Here is a 24,789-nt window from a genome sequence, read left to right as displayed (position 1 = left end):
GGAAATTCGAGGTCGCCATTATGGCCGCTCGCCAGCCGGACGCAAACCTCGGAGCGCTCCTGTTGAGTATGAATAAAGTGCGTATAATCCGCCGCCATGACTCGAACTCGATCCCCCCGTACCAAGAAAAAACCACCTGCCAAGGGCCTGAGCCCATGGCTGGGTTGGGCCATTAAACTCAGTCTGGTCGGCCTTGTGGTGCTGGCCGGCTTCGCCGTTTACCTCGATGCTGTGGTGCAGGAGAAGTTCTCCGGCAAGCGCTGGACCATTCCGGCCAAGGTATACGCGCGTCCGCTCGAGCTGTTCGTCGGACAGAAGCTCAGCAAGGACGATTTCCTGACCGAGCTCGACGCCCTCGGCTATCGCCGCGAAGCCGTGAGCAATGGCCCCGGCGCTGCTGCCGTCAGCGGCAATACCGTCGATCTGAATACTCGCGGCTTCCAGTTCTATGAAGGCCTGGAAAAAGCCCAGCCGGTGCGCGTGCGCTTCTCCGGCGATTATGTGGCGGAGCTCTCGGGGCTCAATGGTTCGAAACTGTCCGTGGTGCGACTTGAGCCGCTGATGATCGGCGGCATTTATCCGAAAAATCTTGAAGACCGCATCCTGATCAAGCTCGATCAGGTGCCGCCGTACTTGCTGGAAACCCTGGTTGCGGTTGAAGACCGCGACTATTACAGCCACTGGGGCGTTTCGCCGAAATCGATTGCCCGGGCCATTTGGGTCAACACCTCTGGCGGCAAGATGACCCAGGGCGGCAGCACGCTGACCCAGCAGTTGGTGAAGAACTTCTACCTCACCAACGAACGCAGCCTGAGCCGCAAGCTCACCGAAGCGATGATGGCGATGCTGCTGGAGCTGCATTACGACAAAAAAGAAATTCTTGAGGCGTACCTCAACGAAGTCTTCGTCGGGCAGGACGGTCAGCGTGCGGTGCACGGCTTCGGTCTGGCCAGCCAGTTCTTCTTCGGCCAGCCATTGTCCGAGCTGAAACTGCATCAGGTTGCGCTGCTGGTCGGCATGGTCAAAGGCCCGTCCTATTACAACCCGCGCCGCAATCCCGAGCGCGCGCTTGAGCGTCGCAATCTGGTGCTCGACGTGCTTGAGCAGCAAGGCGTGGCGACTGCCGAACAGGTCGAAGCGGCGAAGAAAATGCCACTGGGTGTAACCACTCGCGGCAAGTTGGCCGACAGCTCGTTCCCCGGCTTCATCGATCTGGTCAAACGTCAGTTGCGCGAAGACTATCGCGACGAAGACTTGACCGAAGAAGGTCTGCGGATCTTCACCAGTTTCGACCCGATTCTGCAGATGAAAGCCGAGGCCTCGGTCAACGACACCTTCAAGCGTCTGGCCGGACGCAAGGGCTCCGACGACGTGGAAGCGGCGATGGTCGTGACCAACCCGGAAACCGGCGAAGTCCAGGCGATGATCGGTAGCCGTCAGGCCAGTTACGCCGGTTTCAACCGGGCGCTGGATGCCGTGCGGCCGATCGGTTCCCTGGTGAAGCCTGCGGTATATCTGACTGCGCTGGAGAAACCGAGCCACTACACGCTGACCAGCTGGCTGTCGGATGATCCATTGTCGGTCAAAGGTGCGGACGGCCAGGTGTGGAAGCCGCAGAACTACGACCGTCGCTCCCACGGCACGGTATTCCTCTATCAGGGGCTGGCGCATTCCTACAACTTGTCGACTTCGCGTCTCGGCCTGGAAGTCGGTGTGCCGAATGTGCTCAAGACCCTTGCACGTCTGGGCGTGACCCGTGAGTTCCCGGCGTATCCGTCGATGTTGCTGGGTGCTGGCGGCATGACTCCGATCGAAGTGGCGACCATGTACCAGACCCTCGCCAACGGTGGTTTCAACACGCCGATGCGCGGGATTCGCAGCGTACTGACCGCCGAGGGCGAGCCGCTCAAGCGTTATCCGTTCCAGATTGAGCAGCGTTTTGATCCGGCGTCTATCTACCTGATCCAGAACGCCATGCAGCGCGTGATGCGCGAAGGTACCGGCAGCTCGGTTTATAACGTGCTGCCCAAGACCCTGACGCTGGCCGGCAAGACCGGTACCAGTAACGATTCGCGTGACAGCTGGTTCGCCGGCTTCAGTCAGGATCTGCTGGCGGTGGTCTGGCTCGGTCGTGACGACAACGGCAAGACCCCGTTCACCGGCGCGACCGGTGCGTTGCAGGTCTGGACCAGTTTCATGCGCAAGGCCGATCCACTGCCGCTGGACATGCCGCAGCCGGACAACATCGTCCAGGCGTGGGTCGATTCGCGTACCGGACAAGGCTCTGATGCCAACTGTCCGGGGGCGGTGCAGATGCCGTATATTCGCGGCAGCGAACCGCCACCCGGCGCCGCGTGTGCAAGCGAAACGCCTGCTTCGCCGGAGTCGGTGATGGATTGGGTCAAGGGCTGGATGAATTAAGCAAAGAGGGTTTCAAGTGAACAAGTGGTTGATTCCAGCGGTGACCGCCGTGGCTTTGCTCAGCGGCTGCTCTACCGTACAGCGTGGTTCGATTCCGGTGGTGGATTCCGGCACAACCGTGTCCAACAGCGAACGCCTGTCGGCCAACGGCGGTTTCCGCAAGACGACGGTCAAACGCCCAGTGCAAGGCCAGGCGCAATCCCAGGCCATCCCGCAGGGCGATACCGGCGTGGTGGTGATGGTGCCGGGTGGTGGTGCCACGACATCGGCGCCGATCAGCACCTCGCCGATCGTTCCAGGCCCGGCTTCCGGGGGTATCACTCCGGGGCCATACAATCCGTCGCCGGTCCAGTCGGCGCCGATCAACACGGGCAGCTACAGCATGCCTTCGACGCCAAGCGGCATTCCTTCGGCCAGCAGCAGCGGCGGCGGTCTGTCGGCAGACGAGCAACTGGACGGTCCGGTGCTCGCCTTGCTGACTACTGCACAACAGCAGCAGGCCGGCGGCGACCTCAACGGTGCATCCTCCAGCCTGGAGCGTGCCCAACGCGTCGCCCCGCGTGAGCCGCAAGTGCTTTATCGTCTGGCGCAAGTGCGCATGGCTCAGGGGGATGCACCGCAGGCCGAGCAATTTGCCCGTCGTGCGTTGACCATGGCCAACGGCCGTCCGGATCTGCAAGCCAACCTGTGGGAAATCATCGCGCAGTCCCGTGAGAAACAGGGCGATGCCGCCGGCGCAGCGCTGGCTCGTCAGAAGGCCAAGGTTTCGCTCTGATGGATACTCGCTTCCCGAAAATCGCCGATCAGTTGTTGCTGATCGAGCGCGAACTGCGCACGCAGGGTTGGTGGGATGAGGTTCAGCCATCGGCCGAAGCCCTGAGCAGTGTCGAACCGTTTTCGGTCGACACGCTGGATTTCGAACAATGGCTGCAATGGATCTTCCTGCCGCGGATGAAGATGATCCTCGAGCAGGATCTGCCGCTGCCCAATGCCTCGGGCATTCAGGAAATGGCCGAAATGGTCTTCGCCCAGCGCAATCTGCAGGGCAAGGATCGACAACTGCAGGTGCTGCTCAAAGAGTTCGACCTGCTGATCACCGCTTCGCGCTGAACCGCAAACTGCCAGTACCTACTGGCAGTTCTGCGCTATCTGTTTCTGTGCTTCGACGATGCGCTCCTGCCGTTGCGCATCGTCGAGGCGCCGCAGTTTTCCCTCCACTTCTTCTCTCAAGCGCGGATTGTTCTGCAATTGCGCCAGGTTCGTCCGTGCCTGCTCGCAAAACGCCTTGAGCTGCGTCTGCTGCTCCGCCACCTGTTTTTTCACCTTGTCGTCGATGGCTTTCTGATCGCCCAGCGCACCGCTGCCCGGCATTGCTGCAGGTTTTGGCGGGGGCGAGGAGGGTGTTTGCACGGTGGTGGCCGGCTGCCCTTGCGGAGGCTGCGCATCGAAGTGCGTGACGCCTTGGGCATCGACCCATTTGTAGATCTGAGCGGCCGAGCACCAGGGGCTGAGGCCGATCAGCAGAGTTAACAGAAGCGTTCGCATGCTGATTCCTTGGCAAAATTGCGCAATTGACGCTAACAGAGTAGCGGTTTTCAGGTTTTTTCTTGCGTTCTCATGTGCTTACCCACAATTAAGCACATTGACGGCTTGACTTGGAGAGGGCGAAACAGAAGAATCCAAAGTCCGCTGTAGAGGGACTGCCAGAAGCAGACCCACTCGGTAGATCATGAGGCGCATATCCGCGTCGACCTGTTACACCCGCAACGCGTTACCTCGCGCTGGGTGGGAAAGGCCCGCAACACTTGGGACGATCCCAATACTTGCTCAGTCAGTGCTGACGTAGTCGGCGACCACCGTCGCTCATGCTCTGCCGAGAAGTAAACCTATTAAGACCCGCCCCTTTTTGTGGACGGTATTCTGGCGTTTTAGAGGTGAACAACGTGGAGCTTTTATCTGGCGGTGAGATGCTCGTCCGCTTCTTGCGTGACGAAGGCGTCAAATATATCTACGGGTACCCGGGTGGTGCTCTCCTGCATGTTTACGATGCCCTGTTCAAAGAACCGGAAGTGACCCACATCCTGGTTCGTCACGAACAAGCGGCTACCCATATGGCTGACGGCTACGCCCGTGCCACCGGTAAAGCCGGCGTGGTATTGGTGACTTCAGGTCCTGGCGCCACAAACGCCATCACCGGTATCGCCACCGCCTATATGGATTCGATTCCAATGGTGATCATTTCCGGTCAGGTGCCAAGCACCATGGTCGGCACCGACGCGTTCCAGGAAACCGACATGATCGGTATTTCCCGGCCGATCGTGAAGCACAGCTTCATGATCAAGCACGCCTCGGAAATCCCGGAAGTCATGAAGAAGGCGTTCTACCTGGCGCAATCCGGTCGTCCGGGCCCGGTCGTGGTCGATATCCCGAAAGACATGACCAACCCAGCCGAGAAGTTCGAATACGTTTTCCCGAAAAAAGCCAAGCTGCGTTCCTACAGCCCGGCCGTACGCGGTCACTCCGGGCAAATCCGCAAGGCGGCAGAAATGCTCCTGGCGGCCAAGCGCCCGGTCATGTATTCCGGTGGCGGCGTGATCCTCGGCAACGGTTCTGCACCGCTGACCGAACTGGCCAAAATGCTCAACCTGCCAGTGACCAACACCTTGATGGGCCTGGGTGGTTTCCCTGGCACCGACCGTCAGTTCATCGGCATGCTCGGTATGCACGGCAGCTACACCGCCAACCTGGCGATGCACCATGCCGACGTGATTCTGGCTGTCGGCGCGCGTTTCGATGACCGTGTGATCAACGGCGCGGCGAAGTTCTGCCCGAACGCCAAGATCATCCACATCGACATCGACCCGGCTTCGATCTCCAAGACCATCAAGGCCGACGTGCCGATCGTTGGCCCGGTGGAAAGCGTCCTGAGCGAAATGGTCGCGATCCTCAAGGAAATCGGCGAGACCCCAAACAAGGAGTCCGTGGCCAGTTGGTGGAAGCAAGTCGATGAATGGCGCGGTGATCGCGGCCTGTTCCCTTATGAAAAGGGTGACGGCAGCCTGATCAAACCGCAAACCGTGATCGAGACCCTGTGCGAAGTGACCAAGGGCGATGCCTTCATCACGTCCGACGTGGGTCAGCACCAGATGTTCGCTGCGCAGTACTACACGTTCAACAAACCGAACCGCTGGATCAACTCCGGTGGCCTGGGCACCATGGGCTTCGGTTTCCCGGCGGCCATGGGTATCAAGTTGAGCTTCCCGGATGACGACGTTGCCTGCGTCACCGGCGAAGGCAGCATCCAGATGAACATCCAGGAGCTGTCGACCTGCCTGCAATACGGCTTGCCGGTGAAAATCGTCATCCTGAACAACGGTGTTCTGGGGATGGTTCGTCAGTGGCAGGACATGAGCTACGGCAGCCGTCACTCGCATTCCTACATGGAATCGTTGCCTGATTTCGTCAAGCTGGCTGAAGCCTACGGTCACGTCGGCGTGCGCATCACCGATTCGAAAGATTTGAAGTCGAAGATGGAAGAAGCGTTCGCCATGAAAGATCGTCTGGTGGTGATCGATATTTCGGTCGATACCAGCGAGCACGTCTATCCGATGCAGATCAAAGACGGCTCCATGCGCGATATGTGGCTGAGCAAGACGGAGCGTACTTAATCATGCGGCACATTATTTCCCTGCTTCTGGAAAACGAACCCGGCGCTTTGTCTCGCGTAGTCGGCCTGTTCTCGCAGCGCAACTACAACATCGAAAGCCTGACGGTGGCCCCGACCGAAGACCCGACCCTGTCGCGTCTGACGCTGACCACCGTTGGCCACGATGAAATCATCGAGCAGATCACCAAAAACCTGAACAAGCTGATCGAAGTGGTCAAGCTGGTGGACCTGTCGGAAAGTGCTCACATCGAGCGCGAGCTGATGCTGGTCAAGGTCAAGGCCACTGGCGCCCAGCGCGCCGAGATCAAACGCACCACCGATATTTACCGTGGACAGATCGTCGATGTCAGTGCCAGCGTGTATACCGTTCAATTGACCGGTACCAGCGACAAGCTCGACAGCTTCATTCAGTCCATCGGCACCGCATCGATTCTGGAAACCGTCCGTAGCGGCGTGACCGGCATTGCCCGCGGCGACAAAGTACTCAGCATCTAAACCAAATTAGCGAATGGCCTGAACGGCCTGGATATATAGGGGAAATTCATGAAAGTTTTCTACGATAAAGACTGCGACCTGTCGATCATCCAGGGCAAGAAAGTTGCCATCATCGGTTACGGCTCCCAAGGCCACGCTCAAGCGTGCAACCTGAAAGACTCCGGTGTCGACGTTACCGTCGGTCTGCGTAAAGGTTCGGCTACCGTTGCCAAGGCTGAAGCCCATGGCCTGAAAGTGACTGACGTTGCTTCCGCTGTTGCTGCTGCCGACCTGGTCATGATTCTGACCCCGGACGAGTTCCAGTCTTCCCTGTACAAAAACGAAATCGAGCCGAACATCAAGAAAGGCGCCACCCTGGCCTTCTCCCACGGCTTCGCGATTCACTACAACCAGGTTGTTCCGCGTGCCGACCTCGACGTGATCATGATCGCGCCGAAGGCCCCGGGCCACACCGTACGTTCCGAGTTCGTGAAGGGCGGCGGTATCCCTGACCTGATCGCGATCTATCAGGACGCCTCGGGCAACGCCAAAAACGTTGCACTGTCCTACGCGGCAGGTGTTGGTGGCGGTCGTACTGGCATCATCGAAACCACCTTCAAGGACGAGACCGAAACCGACCTGTTCGGCGAGCAAGCCGTTCTGTGCGGCGGTACCGTTGAACTGGTAAAAGCCGGTTTCGAAACCCTGGTTGAAGCTGGCTACGCGCCAGAAATGGCCTACTTCGAGTGCCTGCACGAACTGAAACTGATCGTTGACCTCATGTACGAAGGCGGTATCGCCAACATGAACTACTCGATCTCCAACAACGCCGAATACGGTGAGTACGTGACCGGTCCGGAAGTGATCAACGCCGAATCCCGTCAGGCCATGCGCAATGCCCTGAAACGTATTCAGGACGGCGAATATGCCAAAATGTTCATCAGCGAAGGCGCAACCGGCTACCCTTCGATGACCGCCAAGCGTCGTAACAACGCCGCTCACGGCATCGAAATCATCGGCGAGCAACTGCGCTCCATGATGCCGTGGATCGGTGCCAACAAGATCGTCGACAAAGCCAAAAACTAAGTCGTCGTCCCTTGTATGAAAAAACGCGGCCTCGGCCGCGTTTTTTCGTTTGAGCCGGCGGTTCTGGTATAAAGCTGCAGCGTTTGTGGTCGAACCGTCGTCCCAGACACCTGTCGAAACTTTCCAAATACGTTGCAAGGTAATGTCCATGAGCGAACGTCCCGAAGAGCCGAACCAGGCTTCTGACGCCGAAAGCCTGCTGCCCATCGATGAACACGTCGAGGAAGGGCACGACGCAGAAGGTCGTAAAGTCCGGCATCGTGGTATCTATCTGCTGCCGAACCTGTTCACCACTGCGAATCTGTTTGCAGGGTTTTATTCCATCATCAACTCGATGAGTGCCCAGGCTGCCTTGAGCGCCGGGGACTCTGCGAACGCGAGCAAGTATTTTGCTTTCGCCGCGATCGCGATCTTCGTCGCCATGGTGCTTGACGGCCTCGATGGCCGTGTCGCGCGCATGACCAATACGCAAAGCGCATTCGGTGCCGAGTATGACTCGCTGTCCGACATGGTTGCCTTTGGTGTGGCGCCGGCGCTGCTGGCCTTCGGCTGGGCGCTGGGTGACATGGGCAAGGTCGGCTGGATGGTTGCCTTCATCTATGTGGCCGGTGCGGCGTTGCGTCTGGCGCGTTTCAACACCCAGGTCGGTACGGCTGACAAGCGCTACTTCATCGGTCTGGCCAGCCCGGCAGCTGCCGGCGTGGTGGCGGGGATCGTCTGGGCGTTCAGCGACTACGGAATCCAGGGTTCGAAGATGTCGTTCCTGGTCGCCTTGATGGTGGCGGCTGCCGGCATGCTGATGGTCAGTAACATCAAGTACAACAGCTTCAAGGAACTGGATCTGAAGGGCCGTGTGCCGTTCGTGGCGATCCTCGCCGTGGTGCTGGTGTTCGCTGTGGTCTTCAGTGATCCGCCGCGAATTCTGCTGCTGGTCTTCCTCGCTTACGCCGCTTCCGGCCCGGTGCAATACCTGTTGCGTCTTCGTCGCCACAAAAACGCCGAGTGATGTAATTTCCCGCATACTCCGCAGTCTATGGGTGCATCTGTCCTCCAAAGCTGCGGAGTTGCCATGCTGATCAAAATCCCCAAAGCGTCCGACTGCCATGAGTCGGACGTCACGCCTGAATCCATTTATCTTTCTCGTCGACAGCTGCTCGGAGCTACCGCGGCCGGCATCGCCGTGAGCAGCTTGCCGCGTTGGGCTGTCGCAGAAGATGCGGCGCGCTATGCCGACGTCGATCCTGGCAAGGCGTCGGCCTGGTTTGCCGACAAACTCCCGTCTACCAAATGGGGCGCGGTCAACGTCAAGGATGAGGCGATCACGCCATATAAAGACGCGACCCACTACAACAACTTCTATGAGTTCGGTACCGACAAGGGCGATCCGGCTGCTAATGCCGGTTCGCTGAAAACCGAGCCGTGGAGCGTGGTTGTGGATGGGGAGGTGGGGAAGCCTGGACGCTATGCGCTGGAAGACTTCATTAAACCGTATCAGTTGGAGGAGCGTATCTATCGACTGCGCTGTGTTGAGGCGTGGTCGATGGTTATCCCGTGGATCGGTTTTCCGATCTCTGCACTGCTCAAGCAAGTCGAGCCAACCTCTAACGCCAAGTACATTCGGTTTGAAACCCTGCAGGATCCCAAGAGCATGCCCGGTCAGCGCTCTGGTTTTGCCCTGATTGACTGGCCATATGTAGAAGGCTTGCGCCTGGACGAGGCGATGAATCCGTTGGCGATTCTGGCGGTGGGTATGTATGGCCGCGAGTTGCCGAATCAGAACGGTGCGCCGCTACGCTTGGTAGTGCCGTGGAAGTACGGGTTCAAAAGCGTCAAATCTATTGTGCGGATCAGTCTGGTCAGTGAGCAGCCAAAAACAACGTGGCAAAGCATTGCGGCAGATGAATATGGCTTTTATGCGAATGTGAACCCGACGGTTGATCACCCGCGCTGGACGCAAGCGCGGGAGCGGCGATTGCCGAACAGCCTGTTCAAGCCGAATGTACGCGATACGCAGATGTTCAACGGCTACTCGGATGAAGTCGCTTCTTTATATACAGGGCTCGACTTGCGGAAGAACTACTGATGCGATTTCCGTTCTGGCGTATAGGCGTTTTCATTTCGGCGGCGATCTGGCCGATGCTCTGGTTGTATCAAGCGCTTGAGGATTTGCTTGGGCCAGACCCCGGCAAGGTGTTGGTGGATCGGCTCGGGCTGGGGACGCTGGTGCTTCTGCTGATTACCTTGAGCATGACGCCTCTGCAGAGACTTACCGGGTGGGCAGGGTGGATCGCCGTGCGTCGGCAGTTGGGACTTTGGTGTTTTGCCTACGTGGTTTTGCACCTGTGCAGCTATATGGCATTTATTCTGGGTTTCGATTGGTCGCAACTGGCGGTCGAGTTACGCAAGCGGCCTTACATAATAGTAGGGGCGCTGGGTTTTCTTGGACTGCTGGCGTTGGCGGTGACGTCCAATCGCTACAGTCAGCGTCGTATGGGGCTGCGTTGGAAGAAACTGCATCGCCTGGCATATGTGATTCTGGGGCTCGGTTTGCTGCACATGCTGTGGATCGTGCGCGCTGATCTGGAAGAGTGGGCGATCTATGCCTTTATAGGTGCTGTGCTTCTGGCGTTGCGTATCCCTCCTGTAATGCGTCGGATCCCGCGTTTGCTGGCTAAAAAGCAGGTTTTGCAAGAAAAGCGAAATTAACGGTTGACGGCAGATTTCAGATGTCTATAATTCGCCCCACTTCCGGCGCAGTCGAAACGGAAAACTCCTTGAGATTCAATGAGTTATGTAGGTTTCGGCAGTGGGTTGCTTCAGTTCATCGAAGCCGAAAGGAAGTTGAAAAAGAGGTGTTGACAACAGCGAGTAACGCTGTAGAATTCGCCTCCCGCTGACGAGAGATCGGAAGCGCAAGTGGTTGAAGTTGTTGAAGAAATCTTCGAAAACTTCTGAAAATAATCACTTGACAGCAAATGAGGCTGCTGTAGAATGCGCGCCTCGGTTGAGACGAAAGATCTTAACCAACCGCTCTTTAACAACTGAATCAAGCAATTCGTGTGGGTGCTTGTGGAGTCAGACTGATAGTCAACAAGATTATCAGCATCACAAGTTACTCCGCGAGAAATCAAAGATGTAACCAACGATTGCTGAGCCAAGTTTAGGGTTTCTTAAAAACCCAAAGATGTTTGAACTGAAGAGTTTGATCATGGCTCAGATTGAACGCTGGCGGCAGGCCTAACACATGCAAGTCGAGCGGATGAGAGGAGCTTGCTCCTGGATTCAGCGGCGGACGGGTGAGTAATGCCTAGGAATCTGCCTGGTAGTGGGGGACAACGTTTCGAAAGGAACGCTAATACCGCATACGTCCTACGGGAGAAAGCAGGGGACCTTCGGGCCTTGCGCTATCAGATGAGCCTAGGTCGGATTAGCTAGTTGGTGAGGTAATGGCTCACCAAGGCGACGATCCGTAACTGGTCTGAGAGGATGATCAGTCACACTGGAACTGAGACACGGTCCAGACTCCTACGGGAGGCAGCAGTGGGGAATATTGGACAATGGGCGAAAGCCTGATCCAGCCATGCCGCGTGTGTGAAGAAGGTCTTCGGATTGTAAAGCACTTTAAGTTGGGAGGAAGGGCATTAACCTAATACGTTAGTGTTTTGACGTTACCGACAGAATAAGCACCGGCTAACTCTGTGCCAGCAGCCGCGGTAATACAGAGGGTGCAAGCGTTAATCGGAATTACTGGGCGTAAAGCGCGCGTAGGTGGTTCGTTAAGTTGAATGTGAAATCCCCGGGCTCAACCTGGGAACTGCATCCAAAACTGGCGAGCTAGAGTATGGTAGAGGGTGGTGGAATTTCCTGTGTAGCGGTGAAATGCGTAGATATAGGAAGGAACACCAGTGGCGAAGGCGACCACCTGGACTGATACTGACACTGAGGTGCGAAAGCGTGGGGAGCAAACAGGATTAGATACCCTGGTAGTCCACGCCGTAAACGATGTCAACTAGCCGTTGGGAGCCTTGAGCTCTTAGTGGCGCAGCTAACGCATTAAGTTGACCGCCTGGGGAGTACGGCCGCAAGGTTAAAACTCAAATGAATTGACGGGGGCCCGCACAAGCGGTGGAGCATGTGGTTTAATTCGAAGCAACGCGAAGAACCTTACCAGGCCTTGACATCCAATGAACTTTCCAGAGATGGATTGGTGCCTTCGGGAGCATTGAGACAGGTGCTGCATGGCTGTCGTCAGCTCGTGTCGTGAGATGTTGGGTTAAGTCCCGTAACGAGCGCAACCCTTGTCCTTAGTTACCAGCACGTAATGGTGGGCACTCTAAGGAGACTGCCGGTGACAAACCGGAGGAAGGTGGGGATGACGTCAAGTCATCATGGCCCTTACGGCCTGGGCTACACACGTGCTACAATGGTCGGTACAGAGGGTTGCCAAGCCGCGAGGTGGAGCTAATCCCACAAAACCGATCGTAGTCCGGATCGCAGTCTGCAACTCGACTGCGTGAAGTCGGAATCGCTAGTAATCGCGAATCAGAATGTCGCGGTGAATACGTTCCCGGGCCTTGTACACACCGCCCGTCACACCATGGGAGTGGGTTGCACCAGAAGTAGCTAGTCTAACCTTCGGGAGGACGGTTACCACGGTGTGATTCATGACTGGGGTGAAGTCGTAACAAGGTAGCCGTAGGGGAACCTGCGGCTGGATCACCTCCTTAATCGACGACATCAGCTGCTCCATAAGTTCCCACACGAATTGCTTGATTCATTGAAGAAGACGATAGAAGCAGCTTTAAGCTCCAAGCTGATAGCTCTTAGCTAATCAGTTACGCGCTCGAAATTGGGTCTGTAGCTCAGTTGGTTAGAGCGCACCCCTGATAAGGGTGAGGTCGGCAGTTCGAATCTGCCCAGACCCACCAATTTTGTATGGGGCCATAGCTCAGCTGGGAGAGCGCCTGCCTTGCACGCAGGAGGTCAACGGTTCGATCCCGTTTGGCTCCACCATTAACTGCTTCTGCTTGTTAGAGTTTAGAAATGAATATTCCGGTGTGAATATTGATTTCTAGTCTTTGATTAGATCGTTCTTTAAAAATTTGGGTATGTGATAGAAAGATAGACTGGATAGCACTTTCACTGGTGTTTATTCAGGCTAAGGTAAAATTTGTGAGTTTAATCGCGAATTTTCGGCGAATGTCGTCTTCACAGTATAACCAGATTGCTTGGGGTTATATGGTCAAGTGAAGAAGCGCATACGGTGGATGCCTTGGCAGTCAGAGGCGATGAAAGACGTGGTAGCCTGCGAAAAGCTTCGGGGAGTCGGCAAACAGACTTTGATCCGGAGATGTCTGAATGGGGGAACCCAGCCATCATAAGATGGTTATCTTGTACTGAATACATAGGTGCAAGAGGCGAACCAGGGGAACTGAAACATCTAAGTACCCTGAGGAAAAGAAATCAACCGAGATTCCCTTAGTAGTGGCGAGCGAACGGGGACTAGCCCTTAAGTGGCTTTGAGATTAGCGGAACGCTCTGGAAAGTGCGGCCATAGTGGGTGATAGCCCTGTACGCGAAAATCTCTTGGTCATGAAATCGAGTAGGACGGAGCACGAGAAACTTTGTCTGAATATGGGGGGACCATCCTCCAAGGCTAAATACTACTGACTGACCGATAGTGAACTAGTACCGTGAGGGAAAGGCGAAAAGAACCCCGGAGAGGGGAGTGAAATAGATCCTGAAACCGTATGCGTACAAGCAGTGGGAGCCCACTTTGTTGGGTGACTGCGTACCTTTTGTATAATGGGTCAGCGACTTATTTTCAGTGGCGAGCTTAACCGAATAGGGGAGGCGTAGCGAAAGCGAGTCTTAATAGGGCGTCTAGTCGCTGGGAATAGACCCGAAACCGGGCGATCTATCCATGGGCAGGTTGAAGGTTAGGTAACACTGACTGGAGGACCGAACCGACTACCGTTGAAAAGTTAGCGGATGACCTGTGGATCGGAGTGAAAGGCTAATCAAGCTCGGAGATAGCTGGTTCTCCTCGAAAGCTATTTAGGTAGCGCCTCATGTATCACTGTAGGGGGTAGAGCACTGTTTCGGCTAGGGGGTCATCCCGACTTACCAAACCGATGCAAACTCCGAATACCTACAAGTGCCGAGCATGGGAGACACACGGCGGGTGCTAACGTCCGTCGTGAAAAGGGAAACAACCCAGACCGTCAGCTAAGGTCCCAAAGTTATGGTTAAGTGGGAAACGATGTGGGAAGGCTTAGACAGCTAGGAGGTTGGCTTAGAAGCAGCCACCCTTTAAAGAAAGCGTAATAGCTCACTAGTCGAGTCGGCCTGCGCGGAAGATGTAACGGGGCTCAAACCATACACCGAAGCTACGGGTATCACTTAGGTGATGCGGTAGAGGAGCGTTCTGTAAGCCTGTGAAGGTGAGTTGAGAAGCTTGCTGGAGGTATCAGAAGTGCGAATGCTGACATGAGTAACGACAATGGGTGTGAAAAACACCCACGCCGAAAGACCAAGGTTTCCTGCGCAACGTTAATCGACGCAGGGTTAGTCGGTCCCTAAGGCGAGGCTGAAAAGCGTAGTCGATGGAAAACAGGTTAATATTCCTGTACTTCTGGTTATTGCGATGGAGGGACGGAGAAGGCTAGGCCAGCTTGGCGTTGGTTGTCCAAGTTTAAGGTGGTAGGCTGAGATCTTAGGTAAATCCGGGATCTTAAGGCCGAGAGCTGATGACGAGTTACCCTTTGGGTGACGAAGTGGTTGATGCCATGCTTCCAAGAAAAGCTTCTAAGCTTCAGGTAACCAGGAACCGTACCCCAAACCGACACAGGTGGTTGGGTAGAGAATACCAAGGCGCTTGAGAGAACTCGGGTGAAGGAACTAGGCAAAATGGCACCGTAACTTCGGGAGAAGGTGCGCCGGTGAGGGTGAAGGACTTGCTCCGTAAGCTCATGCCGGTCGAAGATACCAGGCCGCTGCGACTGTTTATTAAAAACACAGCACTCTGCAAACACGAAAGTGGACGTATAGGGTGTGACGCCTGCCCGGTGCCGGAAGGTTAATTGATGGGGTTAGCTAACGCGAAGCTCTTGATCGAAGCCCCGGTAAACGGCGGCCGTAACTATAACGGTCCTAAGGTAGCGAAATTCCTTGTCGGGTAAGTTCCGACCTGCACGAATGGCGTAACGATGGCGGCGCTGTCTCCACCCGAGACTCAGTGAAATTGAAATCGCTGTGAAGATGCAGTGTATCCGCGGCTAGACGGAAAGACCCCGTGAACCTTTACTATAGCTTTGCACTGGACTTTGAATTTGCTTGTGTAGGATAGGTGGGAGGCTTTGAAGCGTGGACGCCAGTTCGCGTGGAGCCATCCTTGAAATACCACCCTGGCAACTTTGAGGTTCTAACTCAGGTCCGTTATCCGGATCGAGGACAGTGTATGGTGGGTAGTTTGACTGGGGCGGTCTCCTCCTAAAGAGTAACGGAGGAGTACGAAGGTGCGCTCAGACCGGTCGGAAATCGGTCGTAGAGTATAAAGGCAAAAGCGCGCTTGACTGCGAGACAGACACGTCGAGCAGGTACGAAAGTAGGTCTTAGTGATCCGGTGGTTCTGTATGGAAGGGCCATCGCTCAACGGATAAAAGGTACTCCGGGGATAACAGGCTGATACCGCCCAAGAGTTCATATCGACGGCGGTGTTTGGCACCTCGATGTCGGCTCATCACATCCTGGGGCTGAAGCCGGTCCCAAGGGTATGGCTGTTCGCCATTTAAAGTGGTACGCGAGCTGGGTTTAGAACGTCGTGAGACAGTTCGGTCCCTATCTGCCGTGGACGTTTGAGATTTGAGAGGGGCTGCTCCTAGTACGAGAGGACCGGAGTGGACGAACCTCTGGTGTTCCGGTTGTCACGCCAGTGGCATTGCCGGGTAGCTATGTTCGGGAAAGATAACCGCTGAAAGCATCTAAGCGGGAAACTTGCCTCAAGATGAGATCTCACTGGAACCTTGAGTTCCCTGAAGGGCCGTCGAAGACTACGACGTTGATAGGTTGGGTGTGTAAGCGCTGTGAGGCGTTGAGCTAACCAATACTAATTGCCCGTGAGGCTTGACCATATAACACCCAAGCAATTTGCGAACTCGAGAGAGGCCAGATTGCGGTGTGTGAAGACGAAATGAACCGAAAGTTCGAGAGAAACACACAAACTATCGCATACCCAATTTGCTGAAGCGTCGAAAGACGAGTCGGCACACCGAATTTCTTGACGACCATAGAGCGTTGGAACCACCTGATCCCATCCCGAACTCAGCAGTGAAACGATGCATCGCCGATGGTAGTGTGGGGTTTCCCCATGTGAGAGTAGGTCATCGTCAAGATTAAATTCCGAAACCCCAATTGCGAAAGCAATTGGGGTTTTGTTTTGCCCGCAGGAAAGTTTTTTACTTCGCCAGCGAACAAATTTGCACAGTTATTTTCGAATCAGAACACTAGAATAGCCCCATCTTTTTCGGAGCCAGAGCCTTTATGTCAGAGTCGGTTGACGCCCGCGGGCTGTCAGAATTACCGCTGGAAGACCTGGTGGCCTGTCACGAGTGCGACCTGCTGATGCGCAAGCCAAAGCTTGCCCACGGCGAGAAAGCCCTGTGTCCACGCTGCGGTTATGAGTTGTATGCCCACCGCTATAACGTGGTGCAGCGCAGCCTTGCTCTGGTCATCGCTGCATTGCTGTTGTTCGTGCCAGCGAACTTTTTACCCATCATGCAGCTCAATGTGCTCGGACAGTCGTCGCAGGACACCGTCTGGAGCGGTGTTGTCGGCTTGTTCGATACCGATATGCGCGGTGTTTCCGTCGTCGTATTTCTCTGCAGTATGGCGATTCCGTTGCTCAAGTTGCTCTGCCAGTTATTCGTATTGCTGACGATCCGTTTCAACATCGGGCGCAGCTACGGCTTGTTGCTGTATCGCATTTACCACCACCTCAAAGATTGGGGAATGCTTGAGGTCTACCTCATGGGCGTGTTGGTGGCGATCGTCAAACTGGCAGACATGGCGGCCATCACTGTTGGCCTCGGTCTGGCATGTTTTGTCGGTTTGTTGTTGGTTCAGGTCTGGCTGGAAGTGGTGATGTCACCGCATCAGATCTGGCAGGCGCTATCAGGAGAAGACCCTCATGCGGGCGATTGATGCGGGCATTCTGATTTGTGCTGAATGCCACGAATTGAACAGACAGGAAAAAGACTCGGAAGAACAAACCTGTACCCGCTGTGGGGCGCTGGTGCATGCCCGTCGCCCGAACAGCCTGGCTCGAACCTGGGCACTGCTGATCACCGCGGCGATTATCTATATTCCGGCTAATGTGCTGCCGATCATGACCGTCAGCTCCCTGGGGCAGGGTGATCCAAGCACGATCATGTCCGGTGTCATTCAGTTGGTGCAGCACGGCATGATTCCAATCGCCGCTGTGGTGTTTATCGCGAGCATCTTGGTGCCGACCTTCAAGTTGGTGGGTATCGCGCTGCTGTTGTTTTCGGTTCAGCGACGCCAGCCATTGTCTGCACGGCAGCGGATCTGGATGTACCGCTTCATCGAGTTCATCGGTCGCTGGTCGATGCTCGATATCTTTGTGATCGCCATTCTGGTGGCGGTCGTCAACTTCGGCCGGCTTGCCAGTGTCGAAGCTAATCTTGGCGCCATCGCCTTCGCCAGTGTGGTGATTCTGACGATGCTTGCCGCAGTAACTTTCGATCCCCGACTGATTTGGGATAACACGGAGTCGGACGACGACCATGACTGATTTGCCCGTAGCGAAAACCCGGCCGGCCTCCAACTGGTCTGCCATTTGGGTATTGCCCCTGATTGCCCTGATCATCGGCGGCTGGCTCGGCTGGCGTGCCTATAACGAAACCGGCATCGAGATTCAGGTGCGTTTCGAAAGCGGTGAAGGCATCCAGGCCAACAAGACCGAGGTCATGTACAAAGGCATGTCGGTCGGTAAGGTGAAGGCGCTGAAGCTCGACGACGAAGGCAACTCCAAAGGGGTCATCGCCACCGTCGAGATGAACAAGGATGTCGAGCAATACCTCAAGACCAGCACGCGTTTCTGGCTGGTGAAACCGAGCGTGACCCTGGCCGGTATCACTGGCCTGGAAACCTTGGTCTCGGGTAACTACGTGGCCATCAGCCCGGGTGAAGGCGAACCGACCCGCAAGTTCAAGGCGCTGGCCGAAGAACCGCCGCTGTCGGATTCCAAGCCCGGTCTGCACCTGACCATCAAGGCGGATCGCCTCGGCTCGCTGAACCGTGGCAGCCCGGTGTTCTACAAGCAGATCAAGGTCGGGCAGATCAAAAGCTACGTGCTCTCCGAAGACCAGAGCACTGTTGAACTCAAAGTGTTCATCGAGCCGACCTACGCCAAACTGGTGCGCAAACACACGCGCTTCTGGAATGCCAGCGGCATCAGTATCGACGCCAATCTGTCGGGAGTAAAAGTGCGCAGCGAGTCTCTGGCGAGCATCGTCGCCGGCGGTATCGCCTTCGCCACACCGGAGAACCGCAAGGACAGTCCGCCTACCGATCCAAGCCTGCCGTTCCGTCTCTATGAAGATTTCGACGCCGCGGCTGCCGGTATTCGGGTAAAGGTCAAACTCAGCGACTTCGAGGGCTTGCAGGCTGGCCGAACGCCGGTCATGTACAAGGGCATTCAGGTCGGTAACCTGAAGGCGTTGAAAATCGATCCGGATCTGAACAGCGCCACGGCCGAGCTTACCCTTGACCCTCTGGCTGAAGACTATCTGGTCGACGGCACGCAATTCTGGGTGGTCAAGCCGTCGATTTCCCTGGCCGGGATCACCGGGCTCGAAGCGCTGGTGAAAGGTAACTACATCGCTGTACGCCCTGGCGACAAAGGTGCCGCGCCGAAGCGCGAATTCGAGGCACGGCCAAAAGCGCCACCATTGGACCTGCGCGCACCGGGCCTGCATCTGGTGTTGTTCACCGACGCTCTGGGTTCGATCGAAGTCGGTAGCCCGATTCTGTATAAACAGGTCAAGGTCGGCTCGGTACAGAGCTATCAGTTCTCCAGGACCAAAAAACAATTGGTGATCGGCGTCCATATCGAGAAGGAATACGAAAACCTGGTCAACGCCTCGACTCGCTTTTGGAACGTCAGCGGAATCACTCTCACCGGTGGTCTGACAGGTGGGATTCAAGTGAAGAGCGAGTCATTGCAGACACTGATGGCCGGTGGTATTGCCTTCGAAACACCGCAAGCCAAGGCGCCGTTGCAAAAGCGTATTCCGCGTTTCCGTCTGTTCGCCAACCATGATGAGGCCAACCAGAAAGGCACGGTGGTGACGATCAAGGTTGACCGCGCCGATGGTTTGCGCCCGGGTACGCCGATCCGTTTCAAAGGGCTGGATGTCGGCAAGATTGAAGACGTTGATCTGACAGATGACCTGCAATCGGTAATGATCACCGCGCGGATCACTGAAGTGCCGGAGCGCATTGCGCGGGTTGGCAGCCAGTTCTGGGTGGTCAAGCCTGAGTTGGGGCTGATCAAGACCCAGAATCTGGAAACTCTGGTCACCGGGCAGTACCTGGAGGTGCAACCGGCGGCGAAGAACCTTGGCCCGCAGAAGAATTTCGTTGCGCTGGCCAATCCGCCGGAAGTGTCCAGGCAAGAGGCCGGTTTGAGTCTGGTGTTGAGTGCGGCCCGTCGTGGTTCGCTCAAGCCTGGCGTGCCGGTGACTTACCGCGAAATCACCGTGGGCAAGGTCACGGGTTATGAGCTGGGGCAGACAGCTGATCGGGTATTGGTGCACATTTTGATCGAGCCGAAGTACGCGCCGCTGGTGCGTAGCGGTACGCGGTTCTGGAACACCAGTGGCGTCGGTTTTGATATCGGTCTGTTCAAGGGAGTGACGGTACGCACGGAGTCACTGGAGACGGCGATTCAGGGCGGCATCGCCTTCGCCACGCCGGACGGCGAACGCATGGGCAACCCTGCGCGGCCTGAGCAAACGTTCCCGCTGTTCGACAAGTTCGAGGATGAGTGGCTGAGCTGGGCGCCGAAGATTCCACTCGGTAAGTAATTCAGCTGTGTCTGGAGTGGCGTCATCGCGAGCAGGCTCACTCCTACAGGGGAAGGTATTCCAACTGTAGGAGTGAGCCTGCTCGCGATAGGGCCCTAAGCGCCAGAACAAATCCAACGCCATAAAAAAGGGCCGCGATCCCATCAGATCGCGGCCCTTTTTTTGCCTTCAGCTGACGCCGATCAAACCGCATCCAGCTCCGGTTCATCTGCTTCAACATTGACCGTGGCTTTCACCACATCATGGCGACGGATGTACTTCCAGTCCGCCTCGTCGATGTAGATGCCCGCAGGCCCGCTGCCGCCTTCCAGGTCGATGGCGACACTGGCGCAGACCTGCGGCTTCACACTCGCCAGAATCGGCACGAAGCCCAGTTGCAGGCTGGTTTCCAGCAGGGCGGCCTGGTTCTTCTCATCGATGTCCGCCGCCTCGTCGAGGTAGTACGGCAGGCGCACACGACCGGCGAGGTCACGGTCCATCAAGTGCAGCAACAAGTACATGTTGGTCAGCGCCTTGATGGTCATGGTGGTGCCGTTGGACGCCGCGCCATCGATGTCGGTGTGGATAACCGGCTGACCGTTGACCTTGGTGATCTCGAACGCCAGTTCGAACAAGTCCTTGAGACCGAGCTGGTTGTGGTTCGCTGCCACCAATCGAGCCAGATATTCCTTGGCCTCTTCGTTCTTGTTGTCCTGCTCGGCGCTCTGGCTGAGGTCGAACACCGACAGGGTTTCGCCTTCTTCGTACTGACCGGCGCTATGGATGATCTGGTCGATGTGCTTGAGCGCTTCCTTGTTCGGGGCGAGCACGATACGGAAGCTCTGCAGGTTGGAGACCTGACGCTTGTTGATCTCGCGGTTGAACAGCGCCAGTTGATGCTCGAGGCTGTCGTAGTCGCTGCGAATATTGCGCAGGGTGCGAGCGATGTCGGTGACCGCCGCACGACGCGCCTTGCCCAGCGTCAGGGCTTCATCGGTACGGTGCGCGTAAGCGTTGATCAGCAGTGACAGGCGGCGCTCCATATCGTCTTCGCTGTCGAACTTGGCCACGCCTTTCAGACGCACTTGTGCGTACAGCGCTTCGATCTGACCGTCGGCGCGCAGCAGGCCTTGCCAGCTGTCCTGATAGTCGTTGAGCAGCGGCAGCAGGTTGTCCATCGAATCGTCGACCGGATCCATGAACGGCGTACCGAACGGCAGATCTGCCGGCAGCAACTGACGACGGCGCAGTGCATCGTCGAGGGTGCGTTGCTTGGCTTCCATGTCGGCGATCTGCCGGCCGACCAGTTGCAGCTTGGCCGACAGTTGCTGGACGCGCTCGGTGAACGCGTCGCTGGAACGCTTGAGTTCGTCCTGCGCGCCTTCCATCTGCGCCAGTTGTTCGAGCTTGTCGCCTTCTTCAGCGCTCAGTGTCTGCGTGCGGCGGAAATCTTCCAGGGCTTTCTGCGCATCCAGCACTTGCTGGTACAGCGCTTCGGTCTGGGTCTTGCTCGCAGCACGGTCAGCAGCAACGGCTTGCTGGGTTTTCAGTTGCTTGAGTTCTTTTTCCAGACGCTCTTTCTGATCACGCAGTGCGGCACGGTCAGCCAGCGCTTGCAGGGCTGGCGGCTCGATGTGCGAGATGTCGATCGACAGGCCCGGCACTTCGAAACGCTCACCCTTGAAGCCATCAAGGATCAACTCGACCGATTTGACCCACTCGCCGTCGTCATCGAGGGTGATGCCGTGCTCGCCCAGCGGCAGGCTGAACAGTGCGCTGTTGAACAGGCGCATCAGACGCTCGACGTCCTGTTGCGAGAATTCTTCGCGCAGACGGGCGTAGCTGTTGTTGTCGGCGTGATCGAGTTGCAGTTTCACCGACTTCAGGCGTTTTTCCAGATCGCGCAGCCGCTCTTCCAGATCCTCGGCGCTGAACTGACGCGATTGCGCCAGAGCACCGGCCAGTTCGTCGTGAGCGTCTTTGGCCGCGAGCAATTGTTGCTCCAGCACTTTGACGTCATCGACCAAGGCAAAACGATTCTTCAGCACCGACAACTCACCCAGCCAGCGCTGGATGCCGGAAATCTCCCGCTCCAGACGCATCAGCTCCTGGGTGCCGCCGCGCTGATCGTTTTGCAGACTGTCCTGCTCGCCACGGTAATGGTCGGCCTGAATCGTCAGTTCTTCTTTGCGCGCACTGGCGTAGTCCGACCATGTGCCGAGCAACGAATCGAGCAGCGGTGACAGGCGATGCAGTTTTCCGCGTAGCACGTCACGCTGTTTCACGCCGTTGGCCAAGGCCTCGACCAGTGGGCCGGCCGCGACCAGCGAGTTGTAGTCCTGTTCCATCCGGCGCACGTCGCGGAAGGCTTCTTCGCACGCGGCGATGTAATCGACACTGCCGGAACGCAGGCTGTGCTCGAAGGCATCGAGGAACAGTTGCTTGAGCTTGGCTGCGGTGATTTCACGCATGTGCAGCAGGTTGATGAACAGCGCGCGGAACGTCTTCAGGCTCTGCTCGCTGGTGGAGCGCAGCGGGATCAGGGTCAGGTCGAGCGGGATTGAGGTGTGGCCGCCAACCAGCAGACGACGCAGTTCGTCCGGCTTGAGTTCGTAGGCTTTCAGGCCTTCTTTCTCAAGGTTGCTGAACAGCTCTTTCTGACGCAGGCAGGTATCGTTCTTTTGGTAATGCGCCAGATCGAGTTTGCCGGCATAGGCGAAGAACTGGTGACCGAAACCGCCGCCCGGGCCACGACCGACCACGCCAATCACGTGCGGGCCGTGGGGCAGGTTCACTTCGACAAGGATGTAACTGGTGTCGGAGGCGAAGTAGAAACGCCGCGATTGTTCCAGGCTGTACTTGCCGAAACTCATGTCCGACATGCGCGCCAGAATCGGGAACTGCAAGGCGTTGATCGACGCCGATTTACCGAGGTTGTTCGCGCCGTAGACCGACAGCGGTTCTTCCAGCGGGAACAGGCCGAGGCTGTAACCGGCGGTGTTCAAAAGGGCAAAGCGGCGGATGCCGTAGCGTTCCTGGCTCATGCGTCGGACTCCTGTTCTTCGGCAATGGCGCGGGCCAGTGCGTCTTCTTCGCTTTCTTCTGCAAATTCGGACAGATCAAGCGGATCGTCGGTTTCGAGGAATTTGGCTTCGGCTTCTTCGTCGATCAGCACCGGTGCCGGCAGCGGCAATACGCTGTGGACGCTAGCGGCCAGATCGCGGTCTTGCTGCACCGACAGGCACACATCAAGGAAACGGTGCATCGGCGGCAAGAAACGGTACACGCCGTTTTCTTCGCCGGCGAAACCGAGTTGAGTCATGCGACGCATGATCTTTTCTTCGAGTTCTTCAACGGTCTGCACTTCGGCCTGAATGAACAGGTCGCGGTACTTTTCCAACAGCGACGGCAGTTCTTCACGGCCGAGGCTGCCACCGTCGAGCACGGCGATCGGGTCGCGGCCCTGGTCGGCCAGATGCTCGACGAGGATGAAGGTGAACAGCGCCAGACGCTGGGCGGTCTTGTTCACCGCCGCGGCGGCCATGTCCGGCACGAAGTAGTAGAAACCACGGGTGTCGCAGACCAGTTCAAAACCCAGGGCCTTGAACAGCGTGCGGTACTGATCCTGGAAGTTCGACAGTTGCGCGTACAGCTCCGGGTCGCGGCGGCTGACGTGGTAGCCCTTGAACAGCTCGCGGAAGATCGGCGCCAGTTGGGACAGTTCGGAGAGATCAAGATGCATTGGGGATGCTCGCAGAATCCTCGGCGGCGGTGTCGCGGGCCGAGAGCAGGGCGAAGGAGCGCAGGCTGACCTGGTGCTCGTGAGTGTGGTATTCGCGGCGTTCCAGACGCTCGCGCTTGAAGCGTTTTTCCCGCGACAGGCGCGAGAACCAGTAGAGCAATTCGTCAGTGGCGCCGTCCGGCTCCTGCTCCAGCAGCCAGGTCATCAGATCCGGCATTGGCAGGGACTCTTCGCAACGCTCGACCATCTCGCGCACGGTGCGTGGTGCACGTGGCGCGTCGCCGGATTTTTGTGTTTTGTGCGCTTTCGGGAAGCGTGCCGGTTTTGGTTCGAATCGGGCCAAAGCGTAAACGTAAGCTTCGACCTGACTGGCGCTGCCGAGGAAGGTGCTTTGCGGCCGGGTGAACAGCGGCATCGCCGCTTGCGGCACGGCATCGATGCCTTTACGGCGAATCGCCGCCAGTGCGAGTGCGGCACCACGGGTCACGGCGTTGTGCCGGCGCGCTTCTTCACGCAGCGGCAGCAATAGTTCGCGGGCATGACGCAAGGTCAGTTGCGCGCTGGTCTGCATTTCGAGGATGCGCGCGTGGGTGCGCAGGAGCATGTCGTCGTCAACCAGATGGCCGAGACGTTGCTGTTCGCTGAGCATCTTCAGTAGCACGGTTTCGACCTTGCGCACGCCTTGTTCGAAGGCGCCGTCGGCGTTCACCAGATCGATCATTGGCTCGACGTATTCGTCCCACGTCGCCAGTACTTCGGCGTAACGCTGGCGCAGCGGAATCTGCCGGTCGCTGGTCTTGGCCCGTTCGGCCACGGCCACCAGTGCCTGCTCGTCGTTGTCGAGCTTCTTCAACACGTCGCGCACGCGCATGTCGAGCAGGCGCAACTGGCGAGCGAGGTCGTGGCCGTCGCGAATGTCGAACGCGTCCTGAATGTAACCGGCCAGACGTTCGAGGTGGCGCAGGTAGGCTTCAATCTCCAGGCACAGGCCCAGACGGTGCTCACGGCGCAGGTAGGCGAGGAAATCGTGGATCTGTGCATTGAGCTCGAAACGGTTCGGGCTTTTCGCGACAGGAATCAGGATGTCGAGGCGAATCCACACGTCGAGCAGGCTGGTGATGTCCTGCGGCGTGCTGTCCAGTTGTTGGGCGGCCAGTTGCGTGCGCAGTTCGTTGAGGCTCAGGGTGCCTTGGTCGAAGTGCTCGCACAGTGGCTCCAGAAGTGCCCAGTGTTCAGCGAGGGCGCGCAAGACGCGCTTGGGTTCGATCATCGGAATGGCCGGCTGGTTGGCGATTAAAAGCCGCGATTGTACT

General features: G+C 57.1%; 16 protein-coding genes, 2 tRNA genes and 3 rRNA genes. 17 read left to right on the top strand and 4 right to left on the bottom strand.

Annotated elements, in window-relative coordinates:
- Positions 1 to 96 precede the first annotated feature (96 nt).
- The 3 genes from mrcB to QMK55_RS08765 are packed head-to-tail and all read left to right on the top strand — an operon-like array spanning position 97 to position 3,531.
- On the top strand, positions 97 to 2,421 hold the full coding sequence (mrcB, locus tag QMK55_RS08775) for a penicillin-binding protein 1B (protein ID WP_102358832.1): 2,325 nt from the start codon (positions 97 to 99) through the stop codon (positions 2,419 to 2,421).
- A gap of 16 nt (positions 2,422 to 2,437) precedes the next feature.
- The gene (locus QMK55_RS08770; protein ID WP_102358833.1) at positions 2,438 to 3,196 is read left to right on the top strand and encodes a tetratricopeptide repeat protein; all 759 of its coding nucleotides are present in this window, start codon (positions 2,438 to 2,440) and stop codon (positions 3,194 to 3,196) included.
- Positions 3,196 to 3,531 carry a YqcC family protein gene (locus QMK55_RS08765; protein ID WP_102358834.1) on the top strand — a complete coding sequence of 112 codons (336 nt, stop codon included), beginning with the start codon at positions 3,196 to 3,198 and terminating at the stop codon, positions 3,529 to 3,531. The genes QMK55_RS08770 and QMK55_RS08765 overlap by 1 nt, the downstream gene beginning before the upstream one ends.
- 18 nt (positions 3,532 to 3,549) lie before the next feature.
- Here QMK55_RS08765 and QMK55_RS08760 read toward each other — a convergent pair whose 3' ends face one another.
- Positions 3,550 to 3,966, bottom strand: coding sequence for a DUF4124 domain-containing protein (locus QMK55_RS08760; protein ID WP_102358835.1), 417 nt, complete (start codon positions 3,964 to 3,966; stop codon positions 3,550 to 3,552).
- 398 nt (positions 3,967 to 4,364) lie between these two features.
- Between QMK55_RS08760 and QMK55_RS08755 the strand changes: the two genes are divergently transcribed.
- The 14 genes from QMK55_RS08755 to QMK55_RS08690 all read left to right on the top strand — a co-directional run bounded on the left by QMK55_RS08755 (position 4,365) and on the right by QMK55_RS08690 (position 19,755).
- On the top strand, positions 4,365 to 6,089 hold the full coding sequence (locus tag QMK55_RS08755) for an acetolactate synthase 3 large subunit (protein ID WP_102358839.1): 1,725 nt from the start codon (positions 4,365 to 4,367) through the stop codon (positions 6,087 to 6,089).
- Between the two features lie 2 nt (positions 6,090 to 6,091).
- A complete protein-coding gene (ilvN, locus tag QMK55_RS08750; protein ID WP_003205610.1) occupies positions 6,092 to 6,583 on the top strand; it encodes an acetolactate synthase small subunit in 492 nt (163 codons plus the stop codon).
- A 48-nt stretch (positions 6,584 to 6,631) separates the two neighbouring features.
- On the top strand, positions 6,632 to 7,648 hold the full coding sequence (ilvC, locus tag QMK55_RS08745) for a ketol-acid reductoisomerase (protein ID WP_003228216.1): 1,017 nt from the start codon (positions 6,632 to 6,634) through the stop codon (positions 7,646 to 7,648).
- A gap of 148 nt (positions 7,649 to 7,796) precedes the next feature.
- On the top strand, positions 7,797 to 8,654 hold the full coding sequence (gene pssA, locus QMK55_RS08740; RefSeq protein WP_102358836.1) for a CDP-diacylglycerol--serine O-phosphatidyltransferase: 858 nt from the start codon (positions 7,797 to 7,799) through the stop codon (positions 8,652 to 8,654).
- 63 nt (positions 8,655 to 8,717) lie between these two features.
- Positions 8,718 to 9,731, top strand: coding sequence for a protein-methionine-sulfoxide reductase catalytic subunit MsrP (gene msrP / locus QMK55_RS08735; RefSeq protein ID WP_320329051.1), 1,014 nt, complete (start codon positions 8,718 to 8,720; stop codon positions 9,729 to 9,731).
- The gene (gene msrQ, locus QMK55_RS08730) at positions 9,731 to 10,354 is read left to right on the top strand and encodes a protein-methionine-sulfoxide reductase heme-binding subunit MsrQ (protein WP_102358838.1); all 624 of its coding nucleotides are present in this window, start codon (positions 9,731 to 9,733) and stop codon (positions 10,352 to 10,354) included. The genes msrP and msrQ overlap by 1 nt, the downstream gene beginning before the upstream one ends.
- 484 nt (positions 10,355 to 10,838) lie before the next feature.
- Positions 10,839 to 12,375 (top strand): 16S ribosomal RNA (locus tag QMK55_RS08725).
- A 124-nt stretch (positions 12,376 to 12,499) separates the two neighbouring features.
- Positions 12,500 to 12,576 (top strand) — tRNA-Ile (locus tag QMK55_RS08720).
- Between the two features lie 9 nt (positions 12,577 to 12,585).
- Positions 12,586 to 12,661, top strand: a tRNA-Ala gene (locus tag QMK55_RS08715).
- A gap of 227 nt (positions 12,662 to 12,888) precedes the next feature.
- Positions 12,889 to 15,780, top strand: a 23S ribosomal RNA gene (locus QMK55_RS08710).
- Between the two features lie 145 nt (positions 15,781 to 15,925).
- Positions 15,926 to 16,041 (top strand): 5S ribosomal RNA (gene rrf, locus QMK55_RS08705).
- Together the 16S, 23S and 5S rRNA genes with 2 tRNA genes alongside form the textbook arrangement of a ribosomal RNA operon.
- Positions 16,042 to 16,189: 148 nt before the next feature.
- A complete protein-coding gene (locus QMK55_RS08700; protein WP_102356810.1) occupies positions 16,190 to 16,849 on the top strand; it encodes a paraquat-inducible protein A in 660 nt (219 codons plus the stop codon).
- Positions 16,836 to 17,459: a paraquat-inducible protein A gene (locus QMK55_RS08695; RefSeq protein ID WP_102356811.1), complete on the top strand. Its 624-nt coding sequence runs from the start codon at positions 16,836 to 16,838 to the stop codon at positions 17,457 to 17,459. Before QMK55_RS08700 ends, QMK55_RS08695 begins: the two co-directional genes overlap by 14 nt.
- Positions 17,452 to 19,755 carry a PqiB family protein gene (locus QMK55_RS08690; RefSeq protein WP_102356812.1) on the top strand — a complete coding sequence of 768 codons (2,304 nt, stop codon included), beginning with the start codon at positions 17,452 to 17,454 and terminating at the stop codon, positions 19,753 to 19,755. The genes QMK55_RS08695 and QMK55_RS08690 overlap by 8 nt, the downstream gene beginning before the upstream one ends.
- Before the next feature lie 182 nt (positions 19,756 to 19,937).
- Here the strand turns inward: QMK55_RS08690 and mksF are convergent, their stop codons facing one another.
- From mksF to mksB, 3 genes are read right to left on the bottom strand one after another with little or no spacing between them, the layout of a single operon-like run.
- Positions 19,938 to 22,778 (bottom strand): Mks condensin complex protein MksF, encoded by a 2,841-nt coding sequence (gene mksF / locus QMK55_RS08685; protein WP_320329050.1) that lies wholly within the window; start codon positions 22,776 to 22,778, stop codon positions 19,938 to 19,940.
- A complete protein-coding gene (mksE, locus tag QMK55_RS08680) occupies positions 22,775 to 23,476 on the bottom strand; it encodes an Mks condensin complex protein MksE (RefSeq protein WP_102356814.1) in 702 nt (233 codons plus the stop codon). The genes mksF and mksE overlap by 4 nt, the downstream gene beginning before the upstream one ends.
- Positions 23,466 to 24,746: an Mks condensin complex protein MksB gene (mksB, locus tag QMK55_RS08675; RefSeq protein WP_178082141.1), complete on the bottom strand. Its 1,281-nt coding sequence runs from the start codon at positions 24,744 to 24,746 to the stop codon at positions 23,466 to 23,468. Before mksB ends, mksE begins: the two co-directional genes overlap by 11 nt.
- Between the last annotated feature and the right edge of the window lie 43 nt (positions 24,747 to 24,789).

It is taken from the genome of Pseudomonas sp. P8_229 (genome assembly GCF_034008635.1).
Lineage (GTDB): Bacteria > Pseudomonadota > Gammaproteobacteria > Pseudomonadales > Pseudomonadaceae > Aquipseudomonas.
Note: the sequence above shows the minus strand (reverse complement) of the source record. Positions and strands in the feature narration are given on the sequence as shown.

Coding starts and splice junctions, on each gene's coding strand:
- msrQ (WP_102358838.1), top strand. CDS start 9,731: ATGCGATTTCCGTTCTGGCGTATAGGCGTTTTCATTTCGGCGGCGATC.
- mksB (WP_178082141.1), bottom strand. CDS start 24,746: ATGATCGAACCCAAGCGCGTCTTGCGCGCCCTCGCTGAACACTGGGCA.
- QMK55_RS08700 (WP_102356810.1), top strand. CDS start 16,190: ATGTCAGAGTCGGTTGACGCCCGCGGGCTGTCAGAATTACCGCTGGAA.
- QMK55_RS08765 (WP_102358834.1), top strand. CDS start 3,196: ATGGATACTCGCTTCCCGAAAATCGCCGATCAGTTGTTGCTGATCGAG.
- ilvC (WP_003228216.1), top strand. CDS start 6,632: ATGAAAGTTTTCTACGATAAAGACTGCGACCTGTCGATCATCCAGGGC.
- QMK55_RS08695 (WP_102356811.1), top strand. CDS start 16,836: ATGCGGGCGATTGATGCGGGCATTCTGATTTGTGCTGAATGCCACGAA.
- mrcB (WP_102358832.1), top strand. CDS start 97: ATGACTCGAACTCGATCCCCCCGTACCAAGAAAAAACCACCTGCCAAG.
- mksE (WP_102356814.1), bottom strand. CDS start 23,476: ATGCATCTTGATCTCTCCGAACTGTCCCAACTGGCGCCGATCTTCCGC.
- msrP (WP_320329051.1), top strand. CDS start 8,718: ATGCTGATCAAAATCCCCAAAGCGTCCGACTGCCATGAGTCGGACGTC.
- pssA (WP_102358836.1), top strand. CDS start 7,797: ATGAGCGAACGTCCCGAAGAGCCGAACCAGGCTTCTGACGCCGAAAGC.
- QMK55_RS08690 (WP_102356812.1), top strand. CDS start 17,452: ATGACTGATTTGCCCGTAGCGAAAACCCGGCCGGCCTCCAACTGGTCT.
- QMK55_RS08760 (WP_102358835.1), bottom strand. CDS start 3,966: ATGCGAACGCTTCTGTTAACTCTGCTGATCGGCCTCAGCCCCTGGTGC.
- mksF (WP_320329050.1), bottom strand. CDS start 22,778: ATGAGCCAGGAACGCTACGGCATCCGCCGCTTTGCCCTTTTGAACACC.
- ilvN (WP_003205610.1), top strand. CDS start 6,092: ATGCGGCACATTATTTCCCTGCTTCTGGAAAACGAACCCGGCGCTTTG.